The organism is Hydrogenophilus islandicus, from assembly GCF_054657095.1.
The window spans coordinates 1-329 of sequence record NZ_BAAHXE010000084.1; the positions used below are offsets into that span (position 1 = coordinate 1).

At 61.1% G+C, this 329-nt stretch carries 1 protein-coding gene; it reads right to left on the bottom strand.

The features are described 5' to 3' along the window. On the bottom strand, positions 1 to 329 hold a 329-nt coding region (locus ACYQ6T_RS10765), incomplete at both ends, for an EF-Tu C-terminal domain-related protein (RefSeq protein ID WP_459830716.1).

Genomic DNA, 329 nt, shown 5'->3' on the forward strand with positions numbered 1-329 from the left:
CCCCCTTCGCGGATCGCAAAGCGCAGCCCCTCTTCCATCGCAATCGGGGCAATGAGCTTCACGGTGAGCTTGACGTTGTCGCCCGGCATCACCATCTCAACCCCTTCCGGCAGTTCAATCGAGCCCGTGACGTCGGTGGTGCGGAAGTAGAACTGCGGCCGGTAGTTGGAGAAGAACGGGGTGTGACGACCGCCTTCTTCTTTGGTGAGCACATACACTTCGCATTCAAAGTGGGTGTGCGGGGTGATCGTGCCCGGTTTGGCAAGCACTTGGCCGCGCTCGACCTCTTCGCGCTTGGTGCCACGCAACAGAACGCCGACGTTGTCGCC